Annotated in this window: 23 protein-coding genes; 8 read left to right on the forward strand and 15 right to left on the reverse strand. The window is 71.0% G+C overall.

The window, feature by feature from the left end:
• Nucleotide 1: 1 nt before the first annotated feature.
• From cydD to ND450_RS31890, 3 genes are read right to left on the reverse strand one after another with little or no spacing between them, the layout of a single operon-like run.
• Complete coding sequence (gene cydD, locus ND450_RS31880) at nucleotides 2-2,995, reverse strand: thiol reductant ABC exporter subunit CydD (RefSeq protein WP_253322096.1); 2,994 nt, start codon at nucleotides 2,993-2,995, stop codon at nucleotides 2-4.
• Nucleotides 2,995-3,966, reverse strand: coding sequence for a cytochrome d ubiquinol oxidase subunit II (cydB, locus tag ND450_RS31885; protein WP_253322097.1), 972 nt, complete (start codon nucleotides 3,964-3,966; stop codon nucleotides 2,995-2,997). The genes cydD and cydB overlap by 1 nt, the downstream gene beginning before the upstream one ends.
• A gap of 10 nt (nucleotides 3,967-3,976) precedes the next feature.
• Nucleotides 3,977-5,431, reverse strand: a complete 1,455-nt coding sequence (locus ND450_RS31890; RefSeq protein WP_253322098.1) for a cytochrome ubiquinol oxidase subunit I — start codon at nucleotides 5,429-5,431, stop codon at nucleotides 3,977-3,979.
• Nucleotides 5,432-5,748: 317 nt separating this feature from the next.
• Between ND450_RS31890 and ND450_RS31895 the strand changes: the two genes are divergently transcribed.
• The gene (locus ND450_RS31895; protein WP_256557325.1) at nucleotides 5,749-6,339 is read left to right on the forward strand and encodes a TMEM165/GDT1 family protein; all 591 of its coding nucleotides are present in this window, start codon (nucleotides 5,749-5,751) and stop codon (nucleotides 6,337-6,339) included.
• 187 nt (nucleotides 6,340-6,526) lie between these two features.
• On the opposite strand, the gene ND450_RS31900 is transcribed toward ND450_RS31895, so the two are convergent.
• Nucleotides 6,527-6,886: a darcynin family protein gene (locus ND450_RS31900; protein ID WP_253322099.1), complete on the reverse strand. Its 360-nt coding sequence runs from the start codon at nucleotides 6,884-6,886 to the stop codon at nucleotides 6,527-6,529.
• A 92-nt stretch (nucleotides 6,887-6,978) separates the two neighbouring features.
• On the reverse strand, nucleotides 6,979-7,695 hold the full coding sequence (locus ND450_RS31905) for a siderophore-interacting protein (RefSeq protein WP_253322100.1): 717 nt from the start codon (nucleotides 7,693-7,695) through the stop codon (nucleotides 6,979-6,981).
• Between the two features lie 87 nt (nucleotides 7,696-7,782).
• On the opposite strand from ND450_RS31905, the gene ND450_RS31910 reads away from it, so the two are divergent.
• Entirely contained in the window at nucleotides 7,783-8,364 is a 582-nt protein-coding gene (locus ND450_RS31910) for a TetR/AcrR family transcriptional regulator (protein WP_253322101.1), read from the forward strand.
• Between the two features lie 127 nt (nucleotides 8,365-8,491).
• Here the strand turns inward: ND450_RS31910 and ND450_RS31915 are convergent, their stop codons facing one another.
• Complete coding sequence (locus ND450_RS31915) at nucleotides 8,492-8,941, reverse strand: MarR family winged helix-turn-helix transcriptional regulator (RefSeq protein ID WP_253328057.1); 450 nt, start codon at nucleotides 8,939-8,941, stop codon at nucleotides 8,492-8,494.
• 55 nt (nucleotides 8,942-8,996) lie between these two features.
• Here ND450_RS31915 and ND450_RS31920 point away from each other — a divergent pair, with 55 nt between their 5' ends.
• Nucleotides 8,997-9,368 carry a cupin domain-containing protein gene (locus ND450_RS31920; protein WP_253322102.1) on the forward strand — a complete coding sequence of 124 codons (372 nt, stop codon included), beginning with the start codon at nucleotides 8,997-8,999 and terminating at the stop codon, nucleotides 9,366-9,368.
• A 3-nt stretch (nucleotides 9,369-9,371) separates the two neighbouring features.
• Here the strand turns inward: ND450_RS31920 and ND450_RS31925 are convergent, their stop codons facing one another.
• Entirely contained in the window at nucleotides 9,372-10,220 is an 849-nt protein-coding gene (locus ND450_RS31925) for an alpha/beta hydrolase (protein ID WP_253322103.1), read from the reverse strand.
• Complete coding sequence (locus ND450_RS31930; protein ID WP_253322104.1) at nucleotides 10,217-11,434, reverse strand: amidohydrolase family protein; 1,218 nt, start codon at nucleotides 11,432-11,434, stop codon at nucleotides 10,217-10,219. The genes ND450_RS31925 and ND450_RS31930 overlap by 4 nt, the downstream gene beginning before the upstream one ends.
• A 54-nt stretch (nucleotides 11,435-11,488) precedes the next feature.
• On the opposite strand from ND450_RS31930, the gene ND450_RS31935 reads away from it, so the two are divergent.
• Entirely contained in the window at nucleotides 11,489-12,052 is a 564-nt protein-coding gene (locus ND450_RS31935) for a TetR/AcrR family transcriptional regulator (protein ID WP_253322105.1), read from the forward strand.
• Between the two features lie 44 nt (nucleotides 12,053-12,096).
• Here the strand turns inward: ND450_RS31935 and ND450_RS31940 are convergent, their stop codons facing one another.
• The 6 genes from ND450_RS31940 to ND450_RS31965 are packed head-to-tail and all read right to left on the reverse strand — an operon-like array spanning nucleotide 12,097 to nucleotide 19,581.
• Entirely contained in the window at nucleotides 12,097-12,471 is a 375-nt protein-coding gene (locus ND450_RS31940; RefSeq protein ID WP_253322106.1) for a hypothetical protein, read from the reverse strand.
• A 20-nt stretch (nucleotides 12,472-12,491) separates the two neighbouring features.
• The gene (locus ND450_RS31945) at nucleotides 12,492-14,657 is read right to left on the reverse strand and encodes a DUF5682 family protein (RefSeq protein WP_253322107.1); all 2,166 of its coding nucleotides are present in this window, start codon (nucleotides 14,655-14,657) and stop codon (nucleotides 12,492-12,494) included.
• The gene (locus tag ND450_RS31950) at nucleotides 14,650-15,735 is read right to left on the reverse strand and encodes an AAA family ATPase (RefSeq protein WP_253322108.1); all 1,086 of its coding nucleotides are present in this window, start codon (nucleotides 15,733-15,735) and stop codon (nucleotides 14,650-14,652) included. The genes ND450_RS31945 and ND450_RS31950 overlap by 8 nt, the downstream gene beginning before the upstream one ends.
• Nucleotides 15,732-17,162, reverse strand: coding sequence for a DUF5691 domain-containing protein (locus ND450_RS31955; protein ID WP_253322109.1), 1,431 nt, complete (start codon nucleotides 17,160-17,162; stop codon nucleotides 15,732-15,734). Before ND450_RS31955 ends, ND450_RS31950 begins: the two co-directional genes overlap by 4 nt.
• A 49-nt stretch (nucleotides 17,163-17,211) precedes the next feature.
• Nucleotides 17,212-18,375, reverse strand: coding sequence for an SWIM zinc finger family protein (locus tag ND450_RS31960; protein WP_253322110.1), 1,164 nt, complete (start codon nucleotides 18,373-18,375; stop codon nucleotides 17,212-17,214).
• 33 nt (nucleotides 18,376-18,408) lie between these two features.
• Nucleotides 18,409-19,581, reverse strand: a complete 1,173-nt coding sequence (locus ND450_RS31965; protein ID WP_089907686.1) for a homogentisate 1,2-dioxygenase — start codon at nucleotides 19,579-19,581, stop codon at nucleotides 18,409-18,411.
• A 70-nt stretch (nucleotides 19,582-19,651) separates the two neighbouring features.
• Here ND450_RS31965 and ND450_RS31970 point away from each other — a divergent pair, with 70 nt between their 5' ends.
• The 4 genes from ND450_RS31970 to ND450_RS31985 are packed head-to-tail and all read left to right on the forward strand — an operon-like array spanning nucleotide 19,652 to nucleotide 23,446.
• Entirely contained in the window at nucleotides 19,652-20,515 is an 864-nt protein-coding gene (locus tag ND450_RS31970; protein ID WP_089907684.1) for a hypothetical protein, read from the forward strand.
• Nucleotides 20,512-21,675, forward strand: a complete 1,164-nt coding sequence (locus ND450_RS31975) for a fumarylacetoacetate hydrolase family protein (protein ID WP_253322111.1) — start codon at nucleotides 20,512-20,514, stop codon at nucleotides 21,673-21,675. Before ND450_RS31970 ends, ND450_RS31975 begins: the two co-directional genes overlap by 4 nt.
• The gene (locus tag ND450_RS31980) at nucleotides 21,675-22,307 is read left to right on the forward strand and encodes an IclR family transcriptional regulator (RefSeq protein WP_253322112.1); all 633 of its coding nucleotides are present in this window, start codon (nucleotides 21,675-21,677) and stop codon (nucleotides 22,305-22,307) included. Before ND450_RS31975 ends, ND450_RS31980 begins: the two co-directional genes overlap by 1 nt.
• Nucleotides 22,304-23,446 (forward strand): VWA domain-containing protein, encoded by a 1,143-nt coding sequence (locus tag ND450_RS31985; RefSeq protein ID WP_089907675.1) that lies wholly within the window; start codon nucleotides 22,304-22,306, stop codon nucleotides 23,444-23,446. The genes ND450_RS31980 and ND450_RS31985 overlap by 4 nt, the downstream gene beginning before the upstream one ends.
• Here the strand turns inward: ND450_RS31985 and ND450_RS31990 are convergent.
• Nucleotides 23,443-23,892, reverse strand: a complete 450-nt coding sequence (locus ND450_RS31990; protein ID WP_253322113.1) for a MarR family winged helix-turn-helix transcriptional regulator — start codon at nucleotides 23,890-23,892, stop codon at nucleotides 23,443-23,445. The genes ND450_RS31985 and ND450_RS31990 overlap by 4 nt on opposite strands.
• Nucleotides 23,893-23,914: the final 22 nt, after the last annotated feature.

The raw sequence follows: 23,914 nt of genomic DNA on the forward strand, positions 1-23,914 counted from the left end.
CTCAACGGTATGCGGGGGTGCCGAGGTCCAGCACCAGGTCCGCCCTCGCCGCCTCGTCCGGGCGGTGCGTGATGTGCAGGACGGTCCTGTGGTCCTGCCGCAGCTGCTCCAGCAGCCGGAGCGCGGTCGGCTCGTCGAGGTGCGCGGTGGGCTCGTCGAGCAGCACCACGTCGGCGTCGTGCAGCAGCGCCCGTGCCAGCGCCAGCCGTTGCGCCTCGCCGCCCGACACCTGGTCGGGCCTGATCACCGTGTCCAGCCGGTCGGTCCAGTCGTCCAGGCAGGCCTTGCGCAGGGCGTCCTTCAACGCCTCGTCGTCGTGCTGACCCGACATCCGCAGGTTCTCCCTCACGGTCGTGCTGACGAGCATCGGCTCCTGCGGGCACCAGGTGGCGCGTGGCAGCTCGACGATGCCGCGTTCGGGCGGCAGGAAGCCCAGGAGCAGCGCGAACAGCGTCGACTTGCCGCTGCCCGACGGCCCGACGACCGCCACGTGCGTGCCGGGCTCGATGTTCAGGTGCAGGTCGCGCAGCGTCGGCTCGGTCGCACCGGGCCAGCGGACGTCGACGTTCTCCAGCCGGATCCGCCTGCCGCGGTGCACCTCGGGCCGTTCGGGCGCGTCGAACCGCAGCCGTGCCGAGGCCTCCCGCAACGCCCTGCGCTGCTGGGCGGCCAGCGGCAGCGCGGCCAGCGGTTCGGCGAGCGCGAGCGGGACGAGCCCCAGCACCGGGTTGCCCGTCATCGCGCAGGCGAGGGCCGCCGCACCGGTCGCGAGCAGGACGATCGCCGTGGCCGCGCCCGTGCCAAACGCTTGCTTGCGGGTCTGCGCCGCGAGCTCGACGTCCTTGGCGTGCAGCTGCGCCAGCAGGCGGTGGTGGGCGTCGTGCGCGATGAGGTCCGGCGCGGCGGCGAGGGCGTTGATCGTGTCGCGGGCGACCTCGCGGCGGCCCCTGGCGAGCTTCGTGCTGGCCCGGCGCTCGGTCCAGACGGCGACGGCCGGTGCGGCGAGCCCCGCCGCGAGCAGCAGCCCGCCCAGGGTCAGCGCGGCCATCGGGTCGATGAACGCGAACAGGACCGTGGTCGCGATGCCCGCCCCGATCGCGACGACCGGCGGCACCAGCACCCGCGGGATCAGGTCGCGAACCGTGTCGGTGTCCTCCACGAGCCGTTGGAGCCCATCACGACGTTGAGACCGCACGAGCCTGAGCCACAACTCGGCCCGCAGCGTGGTCGCGAGGCGGAACGTCTCGTCGTGCGTGACCAGACGCTCGACGTAGCGCAGCACGCCCTTGCTCAACGCGAACGTCCGCACGCCCACGACCAGCACCGACAGCGTCAGGATCGGCGGCATCTCGGCGGCGCGGGCGATCAGGTGGGCGGCCAGCGCGGTCAGCGCGATGCCGGCGACGGCCGCGAGCACGCCCAGCCCGGCCCCCTTCCACGGGATCGGCAGCCGCTTCGGACGTTCGGGCGGCGTTTCGTCGGTGACGACCCTGGCGAACGTCTCGTCGTCGGTCGCCTCCTTCTCGCGGTGCGAGGCGAGGACGACGGCCGCGGTGGCGCTGGCCCGCTTGATCGCTTTGTCGACTTTGCGACTTGTCACCGGGTCGAGGTGGGCGGTCGGTTCGTCGAGCAACAGCACCGTCGCGCCGTGGCGAACCCTCAGCAGGGCGCGCGCGACTGCGACGCGTTGGCGCTCACCGGTCGAGAGGTCGGTGATCTTGCGGTCGAGCAGGTGCGACGCCACGACCTCGTCCGCGACCCGCTCGATGTCCTGGGCGTCCGGAACCGTCAGTTCCAGTTCGGCGCGCGGGGTGGCCGCGGCGAACGCGGGCTTCTGCGGCACGTACGCGATGTCGCCGGCCACGAACGCCGTGCCGTCCGTCGGCTCCACGAAGCCCAGCAGCACCCCGAACGTCGTCGACTTCCCGGCACCGCTCGCGCCCTCAAGTCGATGAATCTCCCCCTGCCGGACGTCGAAGCTGATGCCGTCCGGCGCGAATCCCCCGCGCCGGAGCACCCGCAGGTCGTCGACGTGGACCGATCCGCCGGGCAGGCGCGGCCTGCTCCTGTCCTCGTGGTCGACGACCTCGGCCACGCGCCGGACCGCCTCCAGGCCGTCCTCGCTCGCGTGGTGGGCGGCACCCGCGGCACGCAACGGGAGGTAGCACTCGGGCGCCAGGATCAGCACGACCAGCGCGGTCATCAGCGTCATGTCGCCGTGCACGAGCCGGATGCCGATGCCGACGGCGATCAGCGCGACGCTCAGCGACGCCGCGATCTCCAGCACCAACGCGCTGAGGAACGCGATCCGCAGCGTGCCCATCGTGGCCTTGCGGTGCTGCTCGCCGATCTGCCGGACCGCGCCCGCCTGCTGCTCGGCCCGCCCGAAGACGGTCAACACCGGCAGGGCGCGGAGCAGTTCGAGGAGCTGCGCCGACAGCAGTTCGGTGACGTCGGCGGCCTTCTTGACGCGCTTCTCGGTGTACCAGCCGATCAACGCGGCGAACACCGGGATCAGCGGCACGGTGACCGCGATCAGCACGGCCGACGGCCAGTCGGTGAAGAGGATCCACGCCCCGGCGAGCGGCGGCACGATCGCGGCCGTGACCAGCGCGGGGAGGTAGCGGGTGAAGTAGGCGTCGAGCGCGTCGAGGCCCTTGGTCGCGAGCACGGACAGCTCGGCCGTGCCGCGCTCGGCGACGAAGCCGGGGCCGCGTTCGAACGACTTGGCGAGCAGCTGGGTCCGCAGCTCCTCCTTGGCGCCGGCGGCGGCACGGGCGGCGGCGCTCTCCGTCGCCCACGACAGCCCGGCGCGGGCCAGGATCGCCACGGCCAGCAGCGGCAGGCCCTCGCGGGTCGTGATGACCGACGCCAGCGCGACGGCCTGGGCGACGAGTGCCAAGGAGTTGAACAACGCCAGCGCGCCCACCCCGACGAGGGCGCGCCGGGCGCTCCGGGAGAGCTGGGGCAGAGCGCCCAGCGGACCTCGCCTCATCAGTGCGCCGCCGGGATGTGCTGGACGCCGATCCGCTTGCGGAACACCCAGTACGTCCAGCCCTGGTAGACGAGCACGGCGGGCGTGCCGAAGGCGGCGACCCAGGTCATGACCTTCAGCGTGTACGGGCTCGACGCCGCTCCCTCGACGGTCAGCGAGTAGGCCGGATCCAGCGTCGACGGCAGGACGTTCGGGTACAGCGAGGCGAACAGGACGACCACCGTCGCGGCGACGGCGAAGCCCATGAGCGCGAACGCCTGTCCCTCACGCGCCACCCAGAGCCGCCACAGGGCGAGTCCGGCGAACACCAGCACCGGCAGCGCCCAGAGGCCCGCGACGTGGAGCAGCAGCGCCACCAGTGGCAGCAGCGCGACCGGCGCGATCCTCAGCGCCAGGCTCCGCGCGCGGTCGCGGATCTCGCCCTCGGTCTTGAGCGCCAGGAAGATCGCGCCGTGCACCAGCGCGTAGCCGGCGATCGCGAGCGCCCCGAGCAGCGTCTCCCAGTTGACCGCGGCGAACGGTGAGCCGACCCGGTCACCGGCGGCGTTGATCGGCAGTCCGGTCACGGTGGTCGCGATGATCAGGCCGACCCCCAGCGCCGCCACCCACGAGCCGACGAAGATGACGGTGTCCCAGACCTTGCGCCAGCGCTCCGAATCCACCTTGCCGCGGTACTCGAACGCGACGCCGCGGCCGATCAGCGCCAGCAGGAACAGCGTGAGTGGCAGGTACGCGGCGCTGAAGAGCGCCGCATACCAGCCCGGGAACGCCGCGAACGTGGCACCGCCCGCGACGAGGAGCCACACCTCGTTGCCGTCCCAGACGGGACCGATGGTGTTGATCATGACCCGGCGCTCGGTGTTGTTCCGCCCGAGGAAGGGCAGCAACATGCCGACGCCGAAGTCGAAACCTTCGAGGAAGAGATAACCCAGCCACAGCAGGGCGATCAGGCAGAACCAGAGAACGTCCACAGCTTCTCCCCTAGTACGCGAACGCCAGCGCGCCGTCGTCGGTCTTCGCGGGCATGACCCCCGCGACACCACCGCGGACGTACTTGCGGATGAGGTAGACCTCGACGCACGCCAGCAGTCCGTAGACCGCGGTGAGCGCGATCAGCGAGGTGAGGATCTCGCCGGGTGTCGCCGCCGAGACCGCCTGCGCGGTGAACATCCAGACACCGTCCACACCGGACGGGTTGGGCGCGACCACGAACGGCTGCCGTCCCATCTCGGTGAAGATCCAGCCCGCGCTGTTGGCCACGAACGGGGTCGCGATACCGGCGAGGCCGAGAGCCGGGAACCACCATCCGGTGGGCGTCCGGTTCTTCCGCGTCAGCCAGAGCATGAACACCCCGAGGCCGGCCGAGATGGCACCGAACCCGATCATCAACCGGAAGCCCCAGTACGTCACGGGGAGCGCCGGCACGTAGTCGATCGGCTTGCCGCTCAGCTCACCCAGCCGTTCGTCGACGGGGTAGAACTCGCCGTACTTCTCCTGGTACATCGGCACGAGGTCCTGAACGCCCTTGACCTCGCTGTTGAAGTCGTTGTGCGCCAAGAAGCTCAGCAGTGCGGGCACCGTAATGCTCTTGACGTTCTCGCAGTCGGGCCTGGTGACGTCGCCGACCGCGAAGACGCTGAAGCTCGCCGGCTGCTCGGTGTGGCACAACGCCTCCGCGGCGGCCATCTTCATCGGCTGCTGCTCGAACATCAGCTTGCCCTGCAGGTCACCGCTGATGCTCAGCGCCGCGAACGCGACCACGCCGACCCACGTGCCGAGCTTGAGCGAGCTGCGCCAGACCCGTTCCTCCTCCGACCTGCGCGAGAGGTGCCAGGCGGCGATGCCCACGAGGAACGCGGCGGCCACCGCGAACGCACCCGCGATGGTGTGCGGGAAGGCGGCGAGCACGGTGTTGTTGGTCAGCACGGCCCAGATCGAGGTGAGGCGGGGACGCCCCTCGTACATCTCGATGCCGACCGGGTGCTGCATCCAGGAGTTGGCGGCGAGGATGAAGTACGCGCTGGCCATCGTGGCGAGGCTGAACGCCCAGGCGCACGCCAGGTGGACCTTCTTCGGCAGCTTGTCCCAGCCGAAGATCCACAGGCCCAGGAACGTGGACTCGACGAAGAAGGCGACGATCCCCTCCATCGCGAGCGGAGCGCCGAACACGTCCCCGACGAACCGCGAGTAGGCGCTCCAGGCCATGCCGAACTGGAACTCCTGCACGATGCCCGTCACGACGCCCATGGCGAAGTTGATCAGGAGGAGCTTCCCCCAGAACTTCGTCATCTTGTAGTAGCGCTCGTTGCCCGTGCGCACCCACGCGGTCTGCATCCCCGCCACCAGGAGGGAGAGGCCGATCGTCAGCGGCACCATCAGAAAGTGGTAGACGGTGGTGATGCCGAACTGCCACCGCGCGAGTTCGAGTACTTCCACGTCATCGAGCGTAAATTCGGATCATGGGCCTCATCAGGTACGACGGTCCCGTCCCGGCTCGGGACCAAGGTCCCGTGCGCGAAGTCACGCCTTGTGGGTGACATGCGTCGGTTACGATGTGTGCGCCAGAGGGGAGTAGTTCCCACCGGAGCAGTCGGCCGGTGGCGTGGTGATCGACATACTGATCCGCCTTCGAGCGGATCCGGTCCCACACCCGATCTCGATCGGGCGAACGAGACCTCCGGCCAGGTGCAAGCACGCCTGGTCGGGGTCTGACGCGCCTCCGTCCGGGTACGTATTCGGACGTGGAGGACCTCGTGGCCACATCATTGCTCGCGTTCATCACCGCCTTCGCGGTGGTGTTCCTAGTCGAGCTGCCCGACAAGACCATGGTCGCGACCCTGGTGCTGACGACGCGCTACCGCGCCTGGCCGGTGTTCGTCGGCGTGGTCGCGGCCTTCGCCGTGCAGAGCGTCGTGGCCGCCGCGTTCGGCTCCGCGATCACCCTGCTGCCCGACCGGGTCGTGGCGGGCGTGGTCGCCGTGCTGTTCGGCGTGGGCGCGTTCATGCTGCTGCGCGAAGGCTTCTCGAAGGACGACGACTCCGCGGACGAGGCGGGAACGCAGACCGCCGTGCCGTTCTGGCGCGCCGCCCTCACGTCGTTCGGCGTCCTGTTCGCCGCCGAGTGGGGCGATGCCTCGCAGCTCGCGACGGCCGGCATCACCGCCCGGTACGGCACGCCGCTGGCAGTGGGTCTCGGTGCCTGGCTCGCACTGGTCGCCGTGGCCGGACTCGCCGTCCTCGTGGGGCGCAAGCTCGCCGGGCGGTTGCCGACGCACTGGATCCAGCGGGTGGCCGGGGTGATCTTCGCGGTGCTCAGCGTGGTCGCGCTGGTCCAGGTGTTCTAGTGTGCTGAGTCGTCAATTCGGGATCAGCATCAGGTCGCACCGGCGCCGAAGACGACATCAAGCCCCCTCAGCCGCCCCAACGACGCGGCCACCCACTCACCTGACTGCCGTTGCCACCGGGTCGGTGGCAACGGCGACACGCAGCACCATCGGTTTGAGCGCGGCCGGGTCGTGGGTGTCTACGGGCTCAGGCGTCGACGGTCGCCAGGATTTCGGGGCCGTAGTTCTTGGTGACCGCGTTCTCCACACCCACGATGATTTCGACGATCTCGAAGTAGTGATCCCAGAACGGTGTCTCGCGCAAAGCTTCGATCACCAACTGGAAAGTGTCGTGATCACGCGCCTCCCAGACCCAGATGTCGGTCACGCGGGCCGAGTAGAACTCGGTGTCGTAGTAGCGCCAGCGCACGTCCTTCGCCTTGTCCTCGATGGCGGGCAGAACGTTCTCCCGGAAGGCGGCGGCACGCTCCGGCACGGGTAGGTCCAACCAGGCACGGTTGGTCTTGATGAGGAGGAACGCTGTCACGGCGGACTCGAATTCGGACATGAAATCCCCTTGCAGGACATGAGTGGGTGTTTGCGGAAACATGCGCACGACTCGTCTTCTTGCCGGTTCGATTCCCCGTCGACCGCCGGCGGTCAGTCCATGCCCTTGCGGTTCGGAGTCCAGAACGGCTTCGTGAGCACGTTGCGGCGCGGCCAGTGCCGCTCCTCGACCAGGTGGCGGCGGATCAGCTGGATCGTCCGGGCCTCTCCGGCCAGATGTGCCCGGCCCGGCTCGGCGGGCAGATCGAGCCTGCGGACGGCCTCGACCAGGGTCTCGGAGGAGGCAGCGGAGCGCCCCCGGCGATAGCTCCACTCCAGGTTCGCGTCCCGCCCCAGGTCCAACCGCTCCTCGGGCGAGTCGACCTCGAGCACACAGAAGGCCGGGGTGTCGGCCTGCAGAGCCCGCAGCATCGGACCGAAGGCGGCCTGGGCGGTCTCTTCCCCGACGAAGAGGTGATACAGAGCAGGCGCGGTGACGAAGCCGCCCTGCGGTTTCATCAGCAGCAGCTCGTCGCCCGGGCGGGTGGTCCGCGCCCAGTGGGCACCCGGCCCGTCTCCGTGGTCGAAGACGACGAGTTGCATGGTCTGGTCGCGGTAACTCCACACCGTGTAGGTGCGCAGCGTGCCCAGCAGCCAGTCGACGGCGGGCGGCCCGGCGGCCACCTGCACCCGTACGTGCTGGCCGGGCTGCCAGTCAAGTCCGGTCAGATCGGGCCCGGACAGCGTGATCAACCGCAATCGCGGCCCCAACGACTCGATCGCGTCGATCTGGGCGGCCACCAGCAGCCGGTCGAGCAGACGACTTTTCACGATCCACCTCTCCGCATCGCGACCAGGAGGAGAACTTGCCGATCGGCAAGCCTCACCTTGTCGATCGGCAAGTTATAGCCTGTGGCCGTGACCGCCGACAACCCCGTCCCCAAGCCGATGAGGGAGCGCATCGTCGACGTTGCCCTCGACCTGTTCGCGCGGCAGGGTTATCAGGGGACATCGCTGCGGCACATCGCCGAGCGGCTGGGCGTCAGCAAGGCGGCGGTGTACCACCACTTCCACGCCAAGGACGACATCGCCCGCGTCGTCGTCGTCCGGGCCTTGGACGTCCTCACCGAGGCCTCCGACCGACTGGTGGTGGCCGGCACCGACCCGGGCGCGTGGCAGCGGGCCCTGCCCCAGATCATCGACGTCGTTCTGCGGCACCGGCAGATGCTCGTCGTTCTGGAGCGCAACGAGGACGTCTTCCACGCGCTGTTCGCCAACGACGCCGATCTCGGGGCCCGGATGGCGCAGCAGAACACCAAGCTGTCCGTGCTCTTCGCCGATCCGCGGCTCGAACCGCGGGTCCGGGTCCGGCTCGGCAGCACTCTGGGTGCGATCTTCGGGCCGCTGGTCATGTTCTCGGACCACTACCAGGACATGCCCACCGATCAACTGCGCGATCAGCTCATGGAGGTCATCAAGGCGCTCCTCGGCGACCTCTGACTCGAACTCCCACCGGCGCCGTCGTGCGAGGACGACGCGAGGCGAGCGGAAGAACACCAAGCCCGCCTCAGCCACCACAAGCGCCGCAGGCACCCGCTCAGTTGAACGCCGTCGCAGCACCAGGGTGCTACCACACAGGTCGCAGCCCCGGCTGGTCCTCGCCGTGGACGTGCCGCAGGTACCCCGCGAGGCCCTGCCTGATGGTGGCGAGCACATCCGCGCCGATCGCCTCGGCCATCTCGCCCTCGAGATCGGACCACAGGTTGTCCGCGAACTTCAGGTAGTCGCGCCCCTTCGTGGTCAGCGTGACGTACTGCGCGCGCTTGTCCGTGGGGTGCGGCTCCCTGAGCACGTACCCCCACTCGTCGAGCTCGTTGACGATCTTCGCCGCCGCCTGCTTCGTGACGCCGAGGTGCTGTCCGATGTCGACGGTGGTGGCGCGCTTCTCCTTGAGGAACCGGAAGACGTAGCCGTGGGCGGGCCGCAGGGGCTCCAGCCCGATCTGCCTGAGGCGGTCGTGGAACTGGTCGCCCATGGCGCGGTACGTCATCGCCAGCAGCATCGGCACCGGTTCCATCACGACTCCAAGGTAGACAACCTGGTTGACCTTATTCTAAGGTTAGACAACCCAGTTGACTACTTTGGAGGTCGTCTTGCTGATCACGGGGGATTCCGCCCAGCTGCACGAGTTCGGTGGTTTCGAGTTCCGCTCCCTGGCCGTGCCGTCTCGTGGCAGCGCGGAGATCGCGTTGTGGACCGTGGACGTGCCGGAAGGGGGCGACGGCACGCCGCACCGCGCGTCGAAGGAGGAGGTGTTCTACGTGCTGTCCGGCTCGGTGACGATCCAGGGGCAGACGGCCGGCGCCGGCGACGCGATCGTCGTGCCGCCGGACACCGAGCTGTCGCTGACCGGCGGACCGGCGCGGGTGCTGGTGGCCACGTCGGTGGGCATCAGGGGCACGCTGGCCGACGGGCGGACGATCACGCCGCCCTGGTCGCTCTAGCGGTCACACGGCACGGCAGGTCCTGAGGTAGCTCAGGAACGAGGCCTGCAGGCCCGTCACGTGCGTCTCGCGCAGCACCTCGCTCGTGACGGTCGCACCGCGGGAGGTGAGCCGGTGCAGGACGGTGGCCGCGTTCTTCGCGAGGTTCTGGTAGATCGGCATCTCTCCGAAGAGCTCGCGGTCGTTGACGGTCACGTGGAGCCTCGCCGGCCGGTCACCCGGTTCCTCGAGCCGGGCGAAGACCGAGCTGTCCTCGCTCGCGACGCCGGGGCTGCCCGCGCCGATGCTCTCGAAGAGCGTGGTGCCGGTCAGCCAGGCGTAGAGGGCGAAGAGTCCGCCGTAGGAGTAGCCGAACAGGCCGTGCCCGGTCGCGGCCGTGCCGTGGTCGCGTTCGATCCTGGGGTGCAGTTCGTCGGTGATGAAGCTCAGGAACGCGTCTGCCCGCGTGTCCTCCAACTCGGCGAGGTAGGCGTCGGCCTGGTCGCGGGTCATGGACCCGGACCGGACCGCCGTCTCCACGGCGTCGAGGAACTCCGGGGCGACGGGCTCGCCGGGCGGCACGAGGTCCCGGTTGCGCAGGCGTGCCCAGTGCTCCGCCTCCTCACCCGCGTACCCCACGCTGACCTGCACGTACGGCTTGATCTGCTGCAGGGGGTCCCGCTGGGTGACGATCAGCGGGGCCGTCTGGCCCACGGTCCAGTTGCCGTCGAGCACGTACACGACGGGCGCCGGCGCCGTGGCGGGGTCGTAGCCCGGCGGCGTGGTGACCCAGACGCCGTAGTCGTGGCCGTGGGTGGACCGCATCTCGAAGTAGTCGGTGTCGGCCAGGCAGCCGTGCCACATGGCGCTCATCGGAGGTCCTTCACAACACGTCCTGCTTGGACGACGAGTACGGCGTTGGCGGGGTCGGCGAACAGGGCCGGGTCTTCGAGCGGGTTGCCGTTCCACAGCACGAAGTCCGCCTGTCTGCCGGGAGCGATCACGCCCACGTCGGTGAGGCCGAGGATCTCGGCGTTGGTCTTCGTGGCGGCCACGAGGGCGTCCATCGGCGACTCGAGTCCGGCGCGCAACCGCAGCTCCTCGCCGCGACGGGCCTGGGCAGGACCGATGAGGTCGGACCCCAGCCCGATCCGCACCCCCGCAACCTTGGCGACGGCCAGTGCGGTGGCCATCCGCTCGCGGACGCCCAGCACGCGCCCGCGGGTCTCCTCGCCGAGGCCGGTTCCGGCGGTGTCGTGCAGCAGTTGCTCGACCACGGCGAACGTCGGCACGAGGGCGACGCCGCGCTCGGCCATCAGCGCGGCCGTGGGTTCGTCGAGGTCGGTGCCGTGCTCGACGCAGAGCGCACCGGCCTCGACCGCGTTCCGGATGCCCTCGCTGTTGTGGGCGTGCACCGTCACGTAGGTGCCGCGCGCCGAGGCTTCCTGCACGGCGACGGCGATCTCCTCGACGGTGAACTGCGTGTCGGTGAGCCGGTCGTGGTGGGAGACCACCCCGCCGGTCACGCAGAGCTTCAGGAACGTGGCTCCGCGGCGGAACGCCTCGCGCACGTTGCGGCGCAGCTCGTCCGCGTTGCCCGCCATCATCGACAGGGCGGCCAGGCCCGGCACGTGGTGGCTGCTCCACAGCTCGGTGGGCTCCCACTCGGCCCCGTAGTAGCCGTGCCCGCCGGTCTGGCACTGGACAGGCCCGCACGACAGCACGCGCGGCCCCCTGACCTTGCCCTTCGCGATCGCGGTGACCACACCGCCGTCGATCCCGCCGGTGTCCCGGACGGTCGTGAACCCGGCGTCGAGCGCCGTGCCTGCCGTGGCGAAGATGTCCGCCGCGATCTCGGCGGCACTGATCCGGAACGAGAACTGCGGCTCGATCGGACTCGACAGCCCCAGGTGGACGTGGGCGTCGATCAGGCCGGGCGTCATCGTCAGCCCTGTGGCGTCGAGGCGTTCGGCGCTGGAGGCATCGACGTCGGCGAAGCGCCCGTCCTCGACCGTGACGGCGAGTGCCGCCGGGTCACGCCCCGACCCGTCGACGACCGTCGCGCCGACCACCTGGAAACGTTCCACGGACCCTCCGGTTTTTCCAATGGATAAATCTCTTCCAATGGATAAACTGCTGGCGTGGTCCTGTCAAGCACGGCACACAGCGGTGACGCCCGCGAACGTCTTCTGGCGCGGCTCCTCGACGCGTTCGACGAGGACCTGCCCACCCCCGAGACGTCGCTCCGGGAGATCGCCGTCCGAGTTGAGACCAGTCACGCGCTCCTGCGCTACCACTTCGGGTCGCTGACCGGCGTCCTGGTGGCGATGCTCAGGGCACAGCGGGCCAGGGACAACGAGGGGCTCTTCCGGGCCGCCGAACAGGGCACGTTCGACGACCTGGTCCTGGCGAGCTGGCGGATGTATTCCAGTCCTGAGCGGCTGTCGCGGATCCGCGGCTTCTTCCACGTCGTGGGGCTGGCCGCGTACGGGCCGGAGGATTACCGCGAGTTCGTCGACTCGCTGGACGACCTGACCGGGATGCTGGCCTCGCTGGCGGAGCGGGAGGGGCTCGACGCCTCGGAGGCGCTGACCAGGGCCACGGTGACCGTCGCGGCGATGCGGGGGCTGCTGTTGCAGGAGGTGCTGACGCCGGGGGCCTGCTCGGAGGAGGCGGTCGCGCTCATCCTGCGCATGGGCCGGTGAGCACCGCGGCCCGCAACCCCCGGTGGGCTGCGGGCCGGGTCGCGTCAGTTCGCCGGTGAGCCCTCTTCGCGCGGAGGCTCGGGCGCGGTGTCCGGGACCTCTTCGCGGAGGTCGTGGGCGATCTTCTTCGCCTCGTCGATGAGCTGCTGGGACTCGTCGAGGCGGTCCTCGTCGGGCGGCGTGAGGTCGCCGGGCGGTTCGGTGGACCGCTCGGCCGGGGACACGCCTGCGCGCGTCGTGGCGCGGTCCTCACCTGGCACGGCTCCACCGTCGCCCACGGTGGCCCCGTCCGGCGCGCCGGGCTGCTCGTCCACGGCGCTGGCGGACTCCTCGTCCACCGACACGGGTCGCTCCCCGTCCGGCAGGACGTCACGGTCCTCCACCGGCTCGACGGGGCGCTCTTCGTCCGGCACGGTCACGCGGTCTTCTCCTGGTGCGCTCACGCCTCTGGGATCACCGCATCCGACGGCCTCGAAACTCCCGCCAGCAGGCCGCGGACGTGCGCGGCGAGGCGTTCGGCGATCTCCAGGTCCCACTCGTCGCCGGCGGCGGGCTGCGGGGTCTCGCCCGCGACGACCCGTTCGCCGAGCAGGCGTCGTTCGGCCGGGGTGAAGTCCGTGACGGCACGGCGGAGCAGGGGCAGGGCGTCGTCGAACGCCTCGCCGCGCAGGCCGCTCAGCCACTCGTCGATGAGGCCGAAGAGGCGCGGGTCGGCGGCCAGGAGCGTCGCGCTGCCCCTCAGGAAGCCCGCCACGAACGCCGTCGCGACGCTCCTGTGCAGGCGGGCGGCCACGTCGTCGCTGGTCAGCTCCCCCGCTTCCCAGAGCAGGCGGGTCGCCCTGCCGGTCGGGAGGCCGTGCGCCTCCGCCTTGACCAGGGCGTGCAGGGCTCGCCACCACGTCCTCTGGTGGTCGTCGTCGGCGGCCAGGCGGGTGGCCTCGTGGGCGCCGTCGACGACCTGCAGCGCGTGTTCGGCGGTGTCGTCGTCGACGTTGCGGCAGGCCAGCGGGAGGCCGACCGCGCCGCGGGTGAGCAGGCCGTGCAGGGCGACGCGCAGCAGTTCCGGGTCGGTGCCGCGGACCGAGCCGTAGCGGACCGTCCTCGCCAGGTCGGGCAGGGCGGCGAGCAGTTCGAGGGCGTCGGTGGCCATGGCGGCACAGCGGTCGAGGGCGTTGCGGGCCGCGGTGACGGCCTTCGGCAGCTCGCAGCCGACCGCCCTGGTGAGGGTCGCGGCGGCGTCGGCGACCCGCTGGGCGTCCGCGGCGGCCTGGACCAGGACGGTCTCGGCCGCCGTGTGGACGGTGGTGCCGTGGCGGGCGGCCACGGCGACGGACACGGCGAAGACCGGGTCCCAGCGCAGCTGCCACACCTCGGCGAAGGTGCCGATGGAGTTGGACCGGTCCTGCCTGCCCCACGGGACGCCGAGGACTTCCAGTCGTTGCAGCAGTTTCGAGCGTTCTCGGTCGTTGTCCTTGCGGAGGTCCAGTTTGAGCTGCTTCGGCTGGACGTCCGCGGGGAGGCGGAGCTTCCGTTGCAGGCGCTGGAGGTCCGCGGCCAGCGGGGAGCGCGGGACGGCCTCCCCCACCTCGCCGAGCCGCTCCCCCACGACGAGCTTGCGGTGCACGAGCCGGAGGTGGATCTCCTCGCCGCCGCAGAGGACGGCCAGCGCGGCCTCGTTGACCTCGCTCAAGCCCGCTGACGGGCGTTCTCGCAGGGCCGCAAGGGTTTCCGCGAGGCGGACGGCCTCCACCGCGCTCGCGGTCGAGGCAGGCAGGTCCTCCTCGCGCAGCACGGCCGCGGCCTTGGCGAACCAGCGCGGGACGACGTCGGCCTGGTGCTGCCAGAGGTGCGCGTACCAGCCCGGCGAGTCGACGCCGGCACCGTAGCCCGACTCGGCCGCGAGCTGGCCGTGGCTCCACGGCACCCACGTGCCGGAGATCTTGCGGCGCCGCAGGCCCTTCAACAAAGCCGTGTCGCTGGCGACCGTCGGTTTGGCGAGCAGTGCCGGCACGTGCCACGCGCCGCAGACGACGACTATCGGACCGTCGGTCTCCTTGCGCGCCTTGCGGATCGTCTGGCGCATGAACGCTTCTCTGCGCAGAGTGCGTTCGCCTACTTCGTGCTCGAACTCCTTGCGCACGGCGACCATGGCCTCGGCGATGGCGTCCGCGAGGTCGAGCGGGTCGGACGCGCTGTGCTCGACGACGTCCTCCCACCAGCGCTCCGGGTCGTCGAAGCCCGCGGCGTCGGCCAGCAGGCCGATGGGGTCGACGGTGCCGCTCGGGCCGTCGTCCCCGATCGACGCCGCCGCCGGCAGGTCGAAGAACCGTGCCGTGGCGCCGTTCTCGTCGGCGTACCTGAGCGCCTGCCACTCCGGGGAGAACTCGGCGAACGGCCAGAAGGCGGCGTTCTCGGGTTCGGTCTCGTCGTGCAGCAGGATCGCGACCGGCGGTGTGAGGGCGTGGACGTGGTCGAGCAGCGCGTCGGCCTCCGGCGGCCCCTCGATGAGGATCAACGCCGGTCGGACCTGTTCCAGCGCCCGCTTGACCATCCGGGCCGAGCCCGGCCCGTGGTGCCGGATGCCCAGCAGGACCGGCTCAGTCACCGCTGGCGTCCAGGCAGGCGCGGTAGAGGTCACGCCACTCGGAGCGCTCCTTCAGCACCGTCTCCAGGTACTCCTGCCACACCGTCGCGTCGGACACCCTGTCCTTGATCACCGAGCCGATCAGGCCGCTCGCGAGCTCGTCGGCGCCGAGCGTGCCGTCGCCGAAGTGGCCGGCGAGCGCCATGCCGTTCGCGATGACCGAGATCGCCTCCGCAGTGGACAGGCTGCCGCTCGGCTTCTTCAGTTGCGTGCGACCGTCCACAGTGGAACCGCCGCGCAGTTCGCGGAAGATCCGCACGACCCGTCGGACCTCGTCGAGCGCGGGCGGTTCGGCGGGCAGCTGCAACGCCTTGCCGAGCTGCTGGGCGCGGGTGATGACGATCTCGACCTCGGCGTCCTCGGTCGCGGGCGGCGGCAGCACGACGGTGTTGAAGCGCCGCGCGAGGGCCGACGACATCTGGTTGACGCCGCGGTCGCGGTCGTTGGCCGTGGCGATGACGGTGAAGCCCGGCACTGCCTGGACCTGCGTGTTGAGCTCCGGCACCGGCAGCGACTTCTCGCTCAGCACCGTGATGAACGAGTCCTGCACCTCGGACGGCATGCGCGTCAGTTCTTCGACCCGCACCACCGCGCCCTGCTGCATGCCGCGCATGACCGGGCTCGGCACCAGCGCGTTCTCGCTCGGGCCCTCGGCGATCAGGCGGGCGTAGTTCCAGCCGTAGCGGACCTGGTCCTCGCTCGTGCCGGCCGTGCCCTGGACCACCAGCGTCGAGTCGCCGCTGATCGCCGCCGCGAGGTGCTCCGACAGCCACGACTTGGCCGTGCCCGGCACACCGACGAGCAACAGCGCCCTGTCCGTCACCAGGGTGCCGACCGCGACCTCGACGAGCCGGCGCGCGCCCACGTACTTCGGCGTGATCACGGTGCCGTCGGGCAGCGTGCCGCCCAGCACGTAGGTGACGACGGCCTGAGGGGACAGGCGCCAGTTCGGCGGCCTCTGCCGGTCGTCCTGGGCCGCGACGGCCTCAAGCTCGGCGGCGTACTGCTGTTCGGCCGTCGGCCTGAGCACGGCGGTCACTGTGCCTCCTGGGGCGGTTGCGGTGGTGCGAACGATTCGCGCAGGCGGATGCGGAGGCGGAGGACCTCCAGCTCGAGCGAGTTCTCCGGCCAGCGGCGGGTCAGAGCCTCCCAGCTCTCCCCGAGCAGGTCCGCGTCACCCCTCGCCAGCAGCACGGACGGCGGACGTCCCGCCCGCCAGCGCGGGTCGGGCAACGCGGCGTACCGGTGCATCAGCGCGCGCGTGGTCTCGGGCGACCACGGCGCCGGCAGCTGGGCGCACGCGTGGTCGAGGAGGTCGTAGTGCCAGTTCTTCGACACCGCCACGACCGCCAGCTCGGCGACCTTCGAAGGCAGCGCCGCCAGCATCTCCAACTGCTCCATGCCGGTCAGCGTCTCGGCGGCCGCGACGGCCCACGGGCGCGGGTCCTTCGCCGCGGAGAGCTGGTCGGCGACACCCCGCAGCAGCGCCGCGGCCCACGGCCCCCGCCGGAGGATGCCGGCGGCCTTCTCGTCGTCGGCCTTGAGCGTCGAGGTCCAGTACGACGGCGGCACGCTCGCGGCCGCCGCCCGGATGCGCCCGGCGATGCCCTTCTCGGACCCGTCGCGCATGAGGTCGCGCAGTTCGGGGGTGTCGGCCGGCCCGGTCCACAGCTCGTCCGGCCTGATGTCGAGCCCGTCCGCGGTCAGCCGCAGCCCGTGCCGCAACCGGTGTGCCGCGCGGGCGGCGAGCCGCGTGCGCCCGAGGTGCCTGAGCAGTCTCAGCGCCTCGTCGTGGACACCCGCCGCCTTGTCGTCGAGCGCCGACTCCAGGAGCCGTTCGTCCTGCAGGTTGAGGCCGGTCTCGAGGGCGCTGACCAGCACCTGGCGGTCGGCCGACCGGCGCGAGTCCTGGAACTCGCGCGCGATGAACGCCCCGACCTCGATCGGATTGGCCTTGCGCTTGCGGCGCAACGCGCGGACGCGCTGGGCGCTGGGCAGGTCGAGGACCTCTTCGAGCGGCACCTCGTCCACCAGCGGCGTGGCGCCGCTGGCCCAGGACCAGCCGGGGCGGGTGTTCGCGAGCCAGCGGCCCCGCGTCCCGAGGACCTCGACGACCGCCGCCCTGAGTCCGGGCCGGGCGGTGCCGAGGGCGAGCAGGGCGGGCAGCATGCGGTGCTCGGCGACGACGTTGCCGGCCTTGGCCAGGGCGCACCACTCGGTGAGCAGGACCTCGTCGTCGAGGCTCATGATCGCCTCGAGGACGGCCTTGGCGGCCGGTCTCGGGAACTCGGCGGACTCGGGTGGGGCCGGTGGCAGCGGGTCGGCCTGCGCCTCCTGCGGGAGGGTGGCGCCGAACGCGGCCACGCCCAGGGCGGCGCAGTCCGACAGCAGAGCTGTGGGGTCGCCACCGCCTCTGGTGGTGCCGATGAGGAGGTTCTGGACGGTCTGGGACCAGTCGGCCTTCACGCCGCCTCCTGGAAGTCGTGGAGACGAAGTGGCACGACTCGCGGCGCACTCACGCGACCACCTCCAGGGTGCCGTCGACCGACACCGCGCCCAGCCGCAGCGCATGGCCGTCCCACAGGCCCCACGCGTCGAACGGCACGCCGCCGGTCAGCGCCAGCGCCATGTCCAGCCCCGTGTCGTCGCGCACCGGCAGCCCGTGACCCGAGGCGTCGACCAACGCGCCGCCGTGCAGGCGGACCGAGGCGCAGCCGAGGGGGAAGAGGCGCTGCCACGGGTCGGCCACCAGCATCGGCTCCAGCGCTGCCAGGGCGAGACGCCACGACGGCGGGGCGGGCACCGGGTCCGGGGCCTTCGAGCCCTCCAGCTCGCCCAGGGCGACCCTGTCCGAGGCGGGGTACGGGTGGACCAGGGCCGAGGACTCCAGGCCGTGCGGGAGGAGCGGGACGGGGGCGCCGACGGCGGAGTGGCGGATGGCCACGACCCAGCGGCCGGTCTGGCGGCCCCAGCACCACTGGCGGACCGTGCGGACGCGGCCGTCGTCGGTCTCCAGGCGCAGCAGGGCCACCCAGCGGTCGGAGATGCCCGGGGTGGCGCGGACCGTCTCCTCCGGGATCGTGACGCCCAGGCGGTAGCGCGGTTGCACGAAGCACAGGAGGTGCAGGCCACCGAGGCGGTCGGCCACGTCGGCGGTCCAGCGCGGGCCCGACCTCGCCACGATCTCCTGGATCTCGGCCACCGCGGCGGCGACGCCGGGGACCTGGGCGTCGATCATGCGCGCGGTGAAGGCCTGCCACCAGGACGCCGGGCGGCCCGGCAGGGAGGCGATGCCGGCCGAGGCCACGTCGAGCAGCCAGTCGCGCAGGCCGTCGAGGCCCGCGGACATCGCCGAGGCGCGGTTGGCCGCCGTCTTCTCGCGGGCGCGCAGGCGGCGGGCGACGGCTTCGGGTGACGAGTCGAGCTCACGCGCTGCCCGGCGCTGGGTCCACTCCTCGACCCACTCGGGCGGCGCGGCGTCCGGGAGGTCGAGCTCCTGCAGGCTCACGGCGTGCTTGCAGGGGAACTTGCGGGACGGGCACGTGCACTTGGCCGAGCCCGCGGCCAGGTCGACGCACACGCGGTACGGCGTGGAGCCGGAGCCCGTGTAGAGGCCCCACAGCACCGGCAGGGCCTTGCCCAGGCCCTGCCAGCGCGTCGGAACGGCTCGTGTCCTCACGAGACCAAAGTAGCGAGGACCTCCGACAGAAAATCAGGCCGGACCGCGACGGGCCCACGTCCACGCGTACGCCGGGTCCTCACAGGCCTCCGCGGCCTCGCCCAACTCCAAGGGGCGGAACGTGTCCACCATGACCGCGGTCTCGTCGAAGTAGTCGATGCCGAGCGACGCCTCGACCGCTCCCGGCTGCGGGCCGTGCGTGCAGCCGGACGGGTGCAGCGACAGCGAACCGATGCCGATGCCCGAGCCCTTGCGCGCCTCGTAGTTGCCGCCGACGTAGAACATCAGCTCGTCCGAGTCGACGTTCGCGTGGTTGTACGGCACCGGCACGGCCAGCGGGTGGTAGTCGACCTTGCGCGGCACGAACGAGCACACGACGAAGTTCGGGCCCTCGAACGTCTGGTGCACGGGCGGCGGCTGGTGCACGCGGCCGGTGATCGGCTCGAAGTCGCGGATGTTGAACGCCCACGGGTACAGGTGGCCGTCCCAGCCCACTACGTCGAACGGGTGGTTCGCGTAGGTGAAGCGCGTGAGCCCCGCCCGGTGCCGCACGAGCACGTCGACGTCGGTCCCCTCGACCAGCAACGGCTCCACCGGACCGCGGATGTCGCGCTCGCAGTACGGCGAGTGCTCCAGGAACTGGCCTGCCTTCGACAGGTAGCGCTTGGGCGGCCCGACGTGCCCGGTCGCCTCCAGCACCAGCAGCGACATCGGCGACGACGGCACGACCCGGTACGTGCACGAGGTCGGGATCACGACGTAGTCGCCGTCCGCCACCTCCAGCGCCCCGTAGATCGTCTCGATCACGCCGGAACCGGTCTGCACGTACAGCAGCTCGTCACCGAAAGCGTTGCGATACAACGGCGACGGCACGGTCGCCACCACGAAACCGATGGTCACGTCCGGGTTGGCGAACAGCTTGCGGCGCCCGGTCACGGCGTCGACCTCGTCGGAGGCCCAGGTCAGGTCCTGCGTCTTGAACGCCCTCGGCTTCAGCGGCAGGTTCGGCGAGGCGGTCCCGCGCTCGTCCTTCACGGTCTCCGCGTTGACGATCGCGGTCGGCAGGTACCGGTGGTAGAGCAGGGCCGAATCGGCCGAGAAGCCCTCGACCCCCATGAGCTCTTCCGCGTAGAGCCCACCATCCGGTTTGCGGAACTGGGTGTGGCGCTTTCGGGGGATCTCCCCGACCTGGCGGTAGTGGGCCATGACGTCTCCGAGGGCGTTCGACTATCGGACATCTTTGTTCAGTTGGCGGTACACGGCTAGCGTGTCAGCCGTGTCAAGCGCTGTCGAACTCCGTGCGCCCGGTCCGCGCGGTACTCCGCCCCTGCTCGCGAGGCTTGTGGACGATGCCGCGCTGTTCCCTCCGGGGAGCGCGTCGATGCCCGACGCGGTGCGCGGCCACCTCGACGGACGAGTCGGCGAGTGGTCCGGCGTCATGGGTCTCTTCCTGTGTCCGGCCTCCCGTCTCGCCGAACTGATCACCGAACTCATCAAGGTCAAGCCACCGAAGCCGATCGCCCTGAGCCTCGTGATCGACACGGGTCTCGGCGGTGTCCCCAAGGCCGTGTCCATCGTCGAGAGCCGCAGTGAGCTCCTGGCGCTGCGCATGGTCGAGATGCCCGCACCGTCCGATGTGGACGAGGTGTGGCTCGAACGCGTGTCGGAGTTCGTCCCCGAGGACGTCATCCGCGTCGTGGAACCGCGCCGCGGTGGAGCCGAGTGGCTCGACGGCGTCCGCCGGGTCATCGAGCACGGCAGCTGGCCCAAGCTGCGCTGCGGCGGGCTCTCCCAGGAGAACTTCCCGAGCGTCGAGGAGGTCGCCGACTTCCTCAGCGTCGTCAGCGGCGGCGGCGTCGCGTTCAAGGCGACGGCGGGCCTGCACAAGGCCGTCCGCTACACCGACGAGCAGGGCTTCACCCACCACGGCTTCCTGAACCTCCTCGTGGCCACCGCGCGGTCCCTGAGCGGCCGCGACGTCCGCGAGGCGCTCGCGAGCACCGACGCCGAGGCTCTCACCGCCGAGGCCAAGGCGCTCAGCGACCAGGCCGCGCACGCCGTCCGCGGCGTGTTCGCGAGCTACGGCTCGTGCTCGCTCTCCGAACCTGTCGCCGACCTCGAGGGGCTTGGACTGCTGTGAGCTGGATCAGCGACCCGAACTTCACCGAGGACCAGCCGTTCGGACCGCAGACCCTGCCCTACGGCGTCGTCGACGGGGGCGTGGCCGTCCGCGTCGGCGACCGGGCGTTGCTCCTGGGGAGCCTCGCGCTGGGCAAGTGCAGCGAGTTCGTCCAGGGCGACTCGCTGGACCCGCTGCTGGCGGCCGGCCGGCCGATCTGGAGCGTGCTGCGGGCCAAGCTGCGGGAGATCGTCCAGGCGAGTTCCGCCCCCAAGGGCGCCGAGCTCGTCGGCATCGAGACCGCGAAGCTGCCGTTCACCGTCGGCGACTACGTGGACTTCTACTCGAGCAGGCACCACGCCGAGAACGTCGGCCGGATGTTCCGCCCCGACGGCGACGCGCTCACGCCGAACTGGACGCACCTCCCGATCGGCTACCACGGCCGCGCGGGCACGGTGTACGTCTCCGGCACCGAGATCGTCCGCCCGAACGGCCAGAAGCGCGGCAGCGAGGGCCCGAAGTTCGGTCCGTCCGAACGCCTCGACATCGAGGCCGAGGTCGGGTTCGTCTGCGGCGGTCCGCAGGCGGCGAACGTGTCCACGAGCAGGGCCGCCGAGCACGTCTTCGGCGTCGCCCTGGTCAACGACTGGTCCGCGCGCGACATCCAGGCGTGGGAGTACCAGCCGCTCGGCCCGTTCCTCGCCAAGTCGTTCGCGACGTCGATCGGCGCGTGGATCACGCCGCTGGAGGCGTTCTCGGTTGCACGCGTCCCGACGCCGCCGCTGCCGAACAAGCTGCACGACTACCTGACGTGCGACCAGCCCTGGGGCCTGGACATCACCATCACGGTGGAGCTGAACGACACGATCGTCGCGCGGCCTCCGTTCCGGGAGATGTCGTGGTCATTTGTGCAACAGCTGGCGCACATGACGGTGAACGGGGCTACGGTGCGCCCAGGTGATCTGTTCGCCTCCGGCACGGTCTCGGGACCGGAGAAGGACGAGCGCGGCTCGTTCCTCGAACTCAGCTGGGGCGGCAAGGAACCGTTCAAGCTCGACGACGGCTCCACGAGGTCCTTCCTGGAGGACGGCGACACGGTCAGGCTGACCGCGACGGCTCCCGGTGAAGGCGGCTCCGTGGTCGGTCTCGCCGAGGTGGTGGGCACAGTTCGGAGTGCGTGATGGTCGGAGCGACGAAGGAGAGTTCGCTGACCCTGGAACGGGGTCTGGCGCTCCTCCAGGCTGTCGCTGAGGCGGAGTCCGAGGCACCGTCGATCTCGGAGCTCGCCGTGGCCATCGGCGCGTCCAGGGCAGCGGTGTACCGCCTTCTCGTTCCCTTGCAGGCGCGCGGTCTCGTGCGCCGGGAGGGGTCGAAGGTCCGCCTGGGCCTGGGCGTGCTGCGCCTCGCCTCCAACGTCCTGCCGCAGCTGCGCATGGCGGCCAACCCGGCGCTGCGCGAGCTCGCGGAGAAGGTCGGCGCCACCGCGCACCTCACCGTCGCGGACGGCAGCGAGGCCCAGGCCGTCGCCGTCGTCGAACCGTCGTGGACCGCTTTCCACGTGGCGTACCGGGTGGGTTCACGCCACCCGGTGCACCGCGGGGCGGCCGGCAGGGCCATCTCGCACCCGAACGAGGCGTGGGTCGTCTCGGCCGGCGAGCTGCAACCCAACGCGTACGGCGTCGCGGCACCTGTGCGCGGCGTTCCGGGCCTCAGGGCGTCCGTTGGTGTGGTGGCACTGGAGAAGCTCGACGCGGACATCGTCGGCCCTCACGTCGTGCGTGCGGCCGAAGAAGTGGCGGCAGCTCTCCGATGAGCGATGAACGACTGCGGCGCTGGCGGCTGCTCCTGGGCCCGAGCGCGGAGGACGTGTCCGATCTCGACGAGGACGACCAACGGCGTGATGGCGCGCTCACGGGCCTCTACGGCGGCGGTGGCGACCGCGGTGCCGGCCTCGGCGCGAGCTCCCCGCAGCTGCACCGCTGGCTCGGCGACGTCCGCAAGTACTTCCCCACGTCCGTCGTGCAGGTCATGCAACGGGACGCGGTCGAGAAGCTCGGCCTGAAGCAGTTGCTGCTCGAACCCGAGCTGCTGCAGTCGGTCGAACCGGACGTGAACCTCGTCAGCACCCTGCTGCAACTGTCGAGGGCGATCCCCGCCCGCACCCGCGACACCGCGAAAGCCGTGGTGCGCAAGGTGGTCGAGGACATCGAGCGGCGCCTGCAGGACCGGTTGGTCGAGGCCGTCCGCGGCGCCGTCGACAGGTCGAAGCGCACCCGCCGCCCGCAACTGCCCGACGTCGACTGGGCGACCACGATCCGCGCGAACCTCAAGAACTACCAGCCCCAGCACAAGACCGTGATCGTCGAGGACCTGATCGGCCACCGCAGGCGCAGCCGGGCCGCGGCGATGCGGGACGTGGTCCTGCTGGTCGACCAGTCGGGTTCGATGGCGGAGTCCCTGGTGCACGCGGCCGTCCTGGGGTCGGCGCTCGCGAGCATCCGGTCGATCTCGACGAAGCTCGTCGTCTTCGACACCGAGGTCGCGGACCTGACCGACCAGCTCAGCGACCCGGTCGACCTGCTGTTCAGCGCCCAGCTCGGCGGCGGCACCGACATCAACCGCGCGGTCGCCTACGCGCAGACGCTCGTGCGCAGGCCCACCGACACGGTCGTCGTGATCATCAGCGACCTGTACGAGGGCGGCTCGGAGACCGAGCTGCAGCGCCGGGTCCGCGAACTGGTCGCGAGCGGCGTGACGGTCGTGAACCTGCTGGCGCTCAGCGACTCCGGCACACCCGCCTACGACCACGAACTGGCCGCGAAGCTCTCCGCCCTGGGTGCGCCCGCGTTCGCCTGCACGCCGGACAAGTTCCCCGAGCTGATGGCGGCGGCGCTGCGCAAGGACGACCTCACGCAGTGGGCCGAGTCCGAGGGCATCGCGACGGGGCGTTAGGCCAAGGCGTCGGCGAGGGCCGTGATGGTCCTCGCCAGGTCCGGCAGCAGCTCGGCCGGGATCTTGTCGAGCACGCGGTTGCGCGCGCTAGCGAGGTGAGCGGGCTGGGCCGCGCGCATCACCCGCAGCCCCTCGTCGGTCAGGATCGCGTCGTTGCCGCGCGCGTCCTCACCGTGGCGTTCCTTCTGCACGAGACCGTGCTTGCCGAGCCCGTCGACGACCCTGGTGATCCGGGACGCGGTGAGCCCCGCCTGCGCGGCGAGCGCCGACATCCGCAGCCGGCGGCCGGGCGCCTCGCTGAGCAGCAGCAGCACGGCGAACTCGGTCATCGTCACGCCGGTGCGGGACATGTCGTCCTCCAGCGCGCGGGGCAACGAGTGCACCAACCGGCCGAGGCTCTGCCAGAGCTGCGTTTCGTCGGACGACAGCGGAGCGAGTGCGGTCACGCTCACAGGTTACTTGCCTAAC

Source organism: Lentzea sp. HUAS12 (genome assembly GCF_024125735.1).
In the GTDB taxonomy this organism is placed as follows: domain Bacteria; phylum Actinomycetota; class Actinomycetes; order Mycobacteriales; family Pseudonocardiaceae; genus Lentzea; species Lentzea albida.

Coding starts and splice junctions, on each gene's coding strand:
- ND450_RS31925 (WP_253322103.1), bottom strand. CDS start 10,220: ATGAGCGCCATGTGGCACGGCTGCCTGGCCGACACCGACTACTTCGAG.
- cydD (WP_253322096.1), bottom strand. CDS start 2,995: ATGAGGCGAGGTCCGCTGGGCGCTCTGCCCCAGCTCTCCCGGAGCGCC.
- ND450_RS31900 (WP_253322099.1), bottom strand. CDS start 6,886: ATGTCCGAATTCGAGTCCGCCGTGACAGCGTTCCTCCTCATCAAGACC.
- ND450_RS31915 (WP_253328057.1), bottom strand. CDS start 8,941: ATGGAACCGGTGCCGATGCTGCTGGCGATGACGTACCGCGCCATGGGC.
- ND450_RS31965 (WP_089907686.1), bottom strand. CDS start 19,581: ATGGCCCACTACCGCCAGGTCGGGGAGATCCCCCGAAAGCGCCACACC.
- ND450_RS31985 (WP_089907675.1), top strand. CDS start 22,304: ATGAGCGATGAACGACTGCGGCGCTGGCGGCTGCTCCTGGGCCCGAGC.
- ND450_RS31980 (WP_253322112.1), top strand. CDS start 21,675: ATGGTCGGAGCGACGAAGGAGAGTTCGCTGACCCTGGAACGGGGTCTG.